General features: G+C 56.6%; 7 protein-coding genes. 2 read left to right on the top strand and 5 right to left on the bottom strand.

Translation table 11 applies throughout. The annotated features are described in order from the left end of the window. Nucleotides 1-93: 93 nt before the first annotated feature. Entirely contained in the window at nt 94-1,812 is a 1,719-nt protein-coding gene (locus ACVW0B_RS14050) for a class I SAM-dependent methyltransferase (protein ID WP_457491971.1), read from the top strand. A 33-nt stretch (nt 1,813-1,845) separates the two neighbouring features. Here ACVW0B_RS14050 and ACVW0B_RS14045 read toward each other — a convergent pair whose 3' ends face one another. Both ACVW0B_RS14045 and ACVW0B_RS14040 read right to left on the bottom strand, forming a co-directional pair. After that, nucleotides 1,846-2,571, bottom strand: a complete 726-nt coding sequence (locus ACVW0B_RS14045; protein ID WP_457491970.1) for a Uma2 family endonuclease — start codon at nt 2,569-2,571, stop codon at nt 1,846-1,848. A 23-nt stretch (nt 2,572-2,594) separates the two neighbouring features. Beyond that, complete coding sequence (locus ACVW0B_RS14040; protein WP_457384496.1) at nt 2,595-3,323, bottom strand: Uma2 family endonuclease; 729 nt, start codon at nt 3,321-3,323, stop codon at nt 2,595-2,597. A 150-nt stretch (nt 3,324-3,473) separates the two neighbouring features. Here ACVW0B_RS14040 and ACVW0B_RS14035 point away from each other — a divergent pair, with 150 nt between their 5' ends. Next, on the top strand, nt 3,474-3,899 hold the full coding sequence (locus ACVW0B_RS14035; RefSeq protein ID WP_414342567.1) for a DUF1499 domain-containing protein: 426 nt from the start codon (nt 3,474-3,476) through the stop codon (nt 3,897-3,899). Between the two features lie 53 nt (nt 3,900-3,952). Here the strand turns inward: ACVW0B_RS14035 and lpxD are convergent, their stop codons facing one another. The 3 genes from lpxD to ACVW0B_RS14020 all read right to left on the bottom strand — a co-directional run bounded on the left by lpxD (nt 3,953) and on the right by ACVW0B_RS14020 (nt 7,111). Continuing rightward, nucleotides 3,953-4,984 carry a UDP-3-O-(3-hydroxymyristoyl)glucosamine N-acyltransferase gene (lpxD, locus tag ACVW0B_RS14030; protein WP_457491972.1) on the bottom strand — a complete coding sequence of 344 codons (1,032 nt, stop codon included), beginning with the start codon at nt 4,982-4,984 and terminating at the stop codon, nt 3,953-3,955. Nucleotides 4,985-4,999: 15 nt separating this feature from the next. Further along, entirely contained in the window at nt 5,000-5,518 is a 519-nt protein-coding gene (locus ACVW0B_RS14025) for a DUF4330 domain-containing protein (RefSeq protein WP_414342569.1), read from the bottom strand. Between the two features lie 66 nt (nt 5,519-5,584). Continuing rightward, on the bottom strand, nt 5,585-7,111 hold the full coding sequence (locus ACVW0B_RS14020) for a hypothetical protein (RefSeq protein WP_457491969.1): 1,527 nt from the start codon (nt 7,109-7,111) through the stop codon (nt 5,585-5,587). Nucleotides 7,112-7,254: the final 143 nt, after the last annotated feature.

The raw sequence follows: 7,254 nt of genomic DNA, 5'->3' as shown, positions 1-7,254 counted from the left end.
CAACTCTTTGCCGCAAATCCAAAGAATGAGTCGGCATTCCTTTCTCTCCTTCCTCTTGAATACCTGTACCCTATTTTAAATTAAAAGGCTGTAATGACTGCTATCGATCCAGGGCCTCATCCCTGGCCTTATCTACGGAAAGAAGTTCCTCACCTTTGGACTGCGGATTTGCGTCAACCTACTATCGGCTTTGTTAGTCGAGACGAGGCTCATATTCTGTACAATACTGCCCTTAAGCTACAAGGAAAAAACGCCCTAGAGATCGGCTGTTGGCTAGGTTGGTCAACTGCGCACCTGGCGGCAGGAGGAGTTATTCTCGATGTGGTAGATCCTGCTCTGGCCGATCCCCAGATTTATGGAAGTGCGGATCAATCTCTTCGCTCGGCTGGAGTTCGCTCTAATGTCAATCTCTACCCTGGCTATAGCCCAGGGAAGGTGGAGGAGATTGCCCAGCAAGAGGATTGTCGCTGGTCTCTGATTTTCATCGATGGGAATCATGACTCACCAGCCCCCTTGCAGGATGCTCAAGTGGCAGAGCGCTATGCTGCTGAGGATGCCTTGATTCTGTTTCATGATCTAGCCTCGCCGGATGTGGCTGAAGGTTTGAATTACTTGAGAGACAGGGGCTGGAACACGATGATTTACCAGACCATGCAAATTATGGGAGTGGCCTGGCGAGGCAATGTCAAGCCCGTTGAGCATATTCCAGACCCTGCTGTGAATTGGACATTGCCAGAGCACCTCAAGGACTATCCGGTCTGTAACCTTGAGTTGTCTAGGGTGCTAGAGAAAGTTAAATCTTTTACCTTGCTGGGCTTTGAGCGTCTTTGGAGCCTTTATTCACTGGCTAAGCAGGTTTGTGAAGAAGACATTCCTGGGAACTTTGTAGAATGTGGTGTTTGCAGGGGTGGAAGCTCAGCTTTGCTGGCCTGGGTGATTAAGAACTACAGCCGTCGACCTCGCAAGCTATATGCTTTCGATACCTTCTCAGGTATGCCTGATCCAACAGAGGTGGATCGAGATTATCGAGGAGTTGGTGCCAACGATACGGGTTTTGGATCCGGTGCTTTAGCGGCACCCATTTCGGAGAACTTAGAGGTGGTTGCCAAGGAACTGGGAGTTTGGGATCTCATTGTCCCCGTGCCAGGGCTGTTTGCTGACACCTTGCCTGCCTATCAAGTTCATCCCAGAGGGTTTATCCAGGTCGATGACTATCAAGACTGGCAAGGATGCGCAAAGGCTGTCCATGACTTTGAGCAGGAAGTTGGAGTTTTCTTTCGGCTGCACAGTGTAGCTGAGCCCTATGGTTGGAAGATCGATAGCTTAGAGCTGCAAGAATGGCCTAGTCCCGCGTGGTTAAGTCCTTCAGAAAACCTGGTAGTGATGAGAGATAGCCTAACAGAAACCTCCAAACCACAAGGGATCCGCCTGAGCAAGATCAACGTGGGCCTTTTCCCCTACTGGGAAATGGAGACAGAGCAGCTTATCCAAGAACTGGAGGGCTTGCTGGAGCCAATTCTGCGCAGTCCTCAGCCAGAAGACTATGCTCTGATCTTCCTAGGGGATCCGGATCCGCAACTGGCCAATCAAACTCTGGAGATAGCTGCAGGCAACATAGCTCTCAGGCTCATGGAAGAGGGGTTAGAGCTCAGTAGAGAGCCGTTCTGTTCAGTGGTAGCTGGCTTGAACCCCTATCAATGGGAGAGACTTATTCCCCAACTCAACTATCGCTATCTCTTGAAGCGGGAGCGCTTTCCCAAGGGATTACGGCCTGCTATTCAAAAGCTACCTGTGTTGCTGTTGGCCTCCTAGGGATCCATCTGTTGTCTTGAGTTACTTGGCTGTCTACAGGGCGTCTGGATCCACCCCTAGCTCTTGTAGCTTCCGGGCCAGGCGCCCTGCCCGTTGTTCGGCCTGCTCAGCCCTTTGCCGCTCCAGTTCGGCCTCGGTGGGTACCAGTTCCCCAGCAGCAGTGGCCCAGCGAATCCAGGTGGCCTCGATGTCCCGAAACCTGCCCTCCCACTTCACTAGGTACAATCCCAAAACCTCGCTCGGCAAGCAACCCTCTGCATCCTCTTGAATCGGCTCATAGCGGCCGCCCCTCAGCCGAAACCCCGCCCAGTCCTCTGGCTCAAACGGGTCAAACCAAAAGTACTCCGGCACCCGGATAATCTGCTCATAAAGTTGCTTTTTGCTTGTCTTGTCCTCCTGGGCAGTGCTGGGAGAAAGAAGCTCAATCACCACGTCCGGCCCTTTGCCCTGCTCCCAAATCACCCAGCTTTTGCGCTCGCCTTTAGGCACGCCCAACACCACAAAATAATCCGGCCCTTTGAAATTGCGGCCGCTGGTCTGCTCCAAGCTGTAGTAGAGAAACATATTGCCACCGACAAAGCCATCAGGGCGCTGCTGCAACCAGGTTTGGGTAGTGGAGATGAGCAAGTCCATCTGGCACCTGTGCCGCCAGCTTTCCATAGGTTCGCTGTCGTCGTAGGGGAGCTCGTCTTGGGTGGGGGGCAACTCGGGTAGATAAACCGGATCCAGCACCTCAGTAATTGGGTTCGGGTTAGTCATTGCCAGTTCTCCTCTCTTTACCCTTACAAGGTATCGGGATCCACCCCCAGCTCCCGCAGCTTCTGGGCCAGGCGCTCTGCTCGCTGTCGCTCTTGCTCAGCACGTTGGCGCTCGATTCTCTCAGCTTCTTCAGGAGTAGGCACCAGCTCCCCATTGGGGAAAAAGTAGCGCAGTTGTTGGTTATGGATCCCCAGATACAGCTCCAGCATCTCGCTCCAGCGCCAGCCCTGCTCCGTTGGCTCAATCTCCTCGTACTTCTCCCCCCTCAGTCGCAAACCCATAAACTCCTGCGTCTCCGGAGAATAGTAAAAGTACTCCGGTGTCCTGAAAATCCTTTCGTAAAGCTCCCGCTTCTCACCCCGATCCACTTTGGCAGTCGATTCCGAAAGCAGCTCGATGATCAAGTCCGGGTATTTGCCACCTTCTTCCCACACCACCCAAGAAGGGCGGGGGCGGTTTTCTACCCCTTTGACCAAAAACAGATCTGGCCCGCGGAAGTCTTTATTTTTGAGTTGCTCTCGGCTGTAGTAGACGGTGAGGTTCCAGGCGAGGAAGTAGTCGTTGCGGTCTTGCCAGAGGCGGGCGAGGCAGCTGACCAGAATCAAAAGCTGCAGGGCATGCAGGGAGTGTTCCATTTCGGGTTCATCGCTGAGCAGCCCCTGGGCCGAGGGCATGAGCTCCGCCAGTTGCTGGCGGGTGAGGGGAGTAATCTTTTCCTCGGCTTTCTCTTGGAGTTTTTCTTGGGCCAGCATTTTTGCACTCGGGGCAAGCGAATTAGCTGTAGGCTAACCCATCGATAGAACCGCCGGCAGGTGCTCTGCTTCAGGCTGACAGGGTGATAACAGGAGCGTTCTACTAACTGAAAGGCATAATAAGAGATGTAAACTTCTCCTTTTGTCCGCATGTCTTTCTGGAAACTTTTGGTGGTGATAGCGGTGCTGCTTTTCGGCTTGGCAAGCGGGATCCCCACCTTACAAGCGGCCACCCTGGGTGGATCCCCCTACAATCGCGCCCAACAGGAAGTTGTGATTGCAGCTAGCCCAGACCAGGTGTTAAAAGCGGCTGAGCAAGCCTTTCAAGTTTGGAAGCGGGGGGAACTGGTCTCTGTGGATGCTGAGGCGATGGAAGTGAAGGGGATCTCCCGCACCAACTTTTTTAAGTTCGTGGACGATCTAACGGTTTCGCTGTCGCCAATAGAAGGGGATCCTGGCCATACTCGTCTACACATTACTTCCGAAGGCCGTGTTGGGGAATATGATTTCGGCGGCAACCGGCGCAACATCAACGAGTACCTGAACACTTTGCGGTCGTTGCTGGAGCAGAGCTAGGGCCGACAGGACAAGGCGGGAGACTTATGTGGATCCACGTCTTTTGCCGTCTCTTATGATTCCTCGTTCTGTTCCAGCTTGGCCACACGGGCTTCCAGCTTGCGCAAGGTACGTTGCAGCTCAGGCAAGTGCCGCTGGACGGCCATGCTCTTGCGCCATTCGGCAATGGGTTGATGGGGGTAGCCGGCCACCGTTTGACCAGCAGGGATATCGCTGGTGACGCCTGTTTGGGCGGCCACACGCACGCCATCGCCAATGTGCAGGTGCCCGGCCAAGCCACATTGCCCGGCCAAAATGACATGGTGGCCCAATTGGGTACTGCCGGCAATGCCCACCTGAGCGATGATCAGGCAGTGGGATCCGGTGCGCACGCCGTGGCCAATTTGCACCAGATTGTCGATCTTGGTGCCGCGGCCAATACGGGTCTCGCCAACGGCGGCCCGGTCGATGGTGGTGTTGCTGCCTACCTCCACGTTGTCTTCCAGCACCACTCGGCCCGCCTGCAGCATGCGCCGCCAGGAGCCATCTGCCAGAGGAATGTGGCCAAAGCCGTCGTCGCCAATGACAGCGCCGCTGTGGATGAGGCAATCATCCCCAATCTCCGTGCGCTCGTGAATAACGCAGTTGGCGAAAAGCTGACACCGGGATCCAATCCGCACGTGGGGATAGATGGTGACATTGGGGTGAATTTGGGTGTGGTCGCCAATTTTCACTCCCTCCATCACCACTGCGTGCGGCCCGATTGCCACCCCCTCCCCCAGCTCGACGCTGGGATCGATCACAGCGGTGGGGTGGATGCCAACGGGCAGGCGGTAGGGTTGGTAGAACAGCTCAATGGCCTGGGCAAAGAGCAGACGGGGATCCCTGCCCCGCAAGCAGGCAATGGAACAGGGCAAAGCCAGCCCTTCCTCCACGATGACGGCGCTGGCCTGGGTTTGCTCCAAGAGAGGTAGGTAGCGGGCCTCGCTGAGAAAGCTCAGCTCCCCTGGGCGAGCCTCCGCCAGGCTGGCCACGCTGTGAATTTCCAGGGTGGGATCCCCCTCGTAGGCACACCCCAATTTTTGGGCAATTTCCTGTAGCTGCATTGGGGTTGACATCCTCTACGATTGCGGCAGCCGCACGTCCATCACGGTGCCGCGCAAGTTGTAGCCAAAGGTCTCTAGCTCTAGGGGAACACCGATTTTGACGCGATTGTTGCCCAGGACGATGCCATTCTCCGTCCGCTGGCCGCGCCCTCGCAAGGTAAACACCAGATCGAGGCGATAGGCTTCGGGATCGGGCAAGTTCTGCACCCGTCCATCGGGAAACACCACCGGCACGGTACGGCTGACATTTTCCACTCGCACCACCTCCACCTGGCCGTAGGGCTGGTTGCGGATGATCAGGTCAGCCTTCTGCCCCGCCTGAAAAGGTTCCATAGAGCGGCTGCTGACCCCGCGCACAATCATGTCCACTTCCACCGGCAGCGTGGGGCCACCTCCCACCTGGACGACACTGCCCGCCTGCCGACCCGGAAAGAACAAGACGGCGACAATGGCCACCACCACAATTGCCAGAGCTCCCAGATCCAAGAGGCTGACCTTTCCCAAAAGCCGCCCCTGCTCGTCAATGAGCCGCATATCACCTCTCCTCGCACACCCTGTCTTGATTCTAGGCAGGTTTGTTCTCCAAGTGGCTTTCTCGCCCTAAGGGATCCAAGCCAGCGTGCTGCTGCCCAGCGGTAGGCGGCGTTCCCGCCAGCGGTGCGAACCACTTTGTCCATCAGGAGTGGGCAGCCCATCCTGCAAATCCACCAGCCACACTTGCGAGGCCATGATGGCTTGCCCGCTACGGCTGAGGGGAGCCAAGGGATCATCCGGCACTCCCGGGAAGGGTTCCAAAAGCGTGTAGGCCAGCATGCGTCCATCCGGGGAAATGCTGAAGTCCAGATCGACGGGATAGGTGGCTCGAACCACCTCTATGGCGTTGCCTGCTTCAGTGCCGAGCGTTATCGCCAGCAGGCGGGGCGACTCGGTGTAGCTGGGGGAGTCCATCGCGACCTCGCCAACAGAATAATGCTCCGCACCGCTAACGTGAGAGACCTCACTGACCAAGGCGTAGAAGATGGGCGCCCGAGGGGAAAAAGCCCCTTTCAGGATGGATCCCTGGGTTCTCAAAATCTCCTCGCTGTTGCCGGTATTGCTGACGATGGAGAGGCTGCGGGTGTAGTCGGGATTGAAGCGCAGCAAAGCCCCGAAAGCCCCATCGGGGCGGATGGCTAAGGTTTGGCCGAACTGGGCTAGAAAGCTCTCCGCTGCCGCCCGTGGATGCAAGGGTACGATCCCCACCCCCTGTCCCTGCGAGATGAGCAGGCTGCTCTCATCGGGGCTAATGAAAAAATCTCCCCCCACCGCCGTATCCAGCTCTAGACGTTCAAAGGGATCCCGGCTCGTTTTCTGGATCCACAGCTCCGTCTGGACGGCAGCCATGGGATCCCGTTGCAGCGGGATCCGCTCTGCCACCACCAGTTCCCCCGTCGGCGAGACTTGGAAGCGCAGGTTTTGGTAACCCTGATGATCCAGCAGCAACTGCGAAGACAGATCCTCCAGATCCAGCCGGTACAGATCCTGGTGCTGTGGGTGGGTAGCCGTGGCGAAATAGTACACGAAGCGGCCATCGGCACTGGGCTGCATTTGGGTTACCTTGACCCCAGCTGGAGTCAGCAGAGTAGCGGCTCCCGTCTCCAGGTTGAACAGAAACATTCGCCCTCGCTGGGCAGGTTCGGTGCTGATCCCCAGCAACTGCCGATCCGGCGTGCGGAATTCCCCCTCAAAGGGCTGGGCCATGGGCTGGCCCCGTTCATCTACCGCTGCCTGCAGGCGCACCCGGTAGGTCTGGCCGTAAGGGGCTGGTTCTGTCAGCGTCCAAAAAAAGCGGCGACCCAGCTTGCGCATTCGGCCTGGCAGAGGGGGCTGGATCTCCAAATGCTCTTCAACACTGACGGGATCCATCGGGCGGTTGAAGGTGAGCACCATCTGCACTTCTTGCGCCCCCACCCGTTGCTGTTGCCAGTTAAAGTCCCGCACGTAAGGAGCTGTGTGGTTGCCCAACACCAACAGGATCACCCCGATGGCCAGGTTGCAGAGGGTGATCCCGGCCACCCAGCGATCCAGAGGCTGTGGGAACCACCGCGTCAGGGTTGCGCGCCAGTAAGATCCCGACCGGGCAGACATCTGACTCATAGGTTACAAACAACAGACAGGTATGGGCAGCCAGAACTTGGGGAGCATGACTCTAGTCAATAATAAGCTCAACTATACTGAAAATAATGTATAATATGTTCAGTACGGATTACTACCAGTTGATCTTTCTGTTT

The organism is Thermostichus sp. MS-CIW-23 (assembly GCF_054059455.1).
The sequence above is the reverse complement of the archived record's forward strand: the minus strand, read 5'-3'. Positions and strand labels throughout refer to the sequence as shown.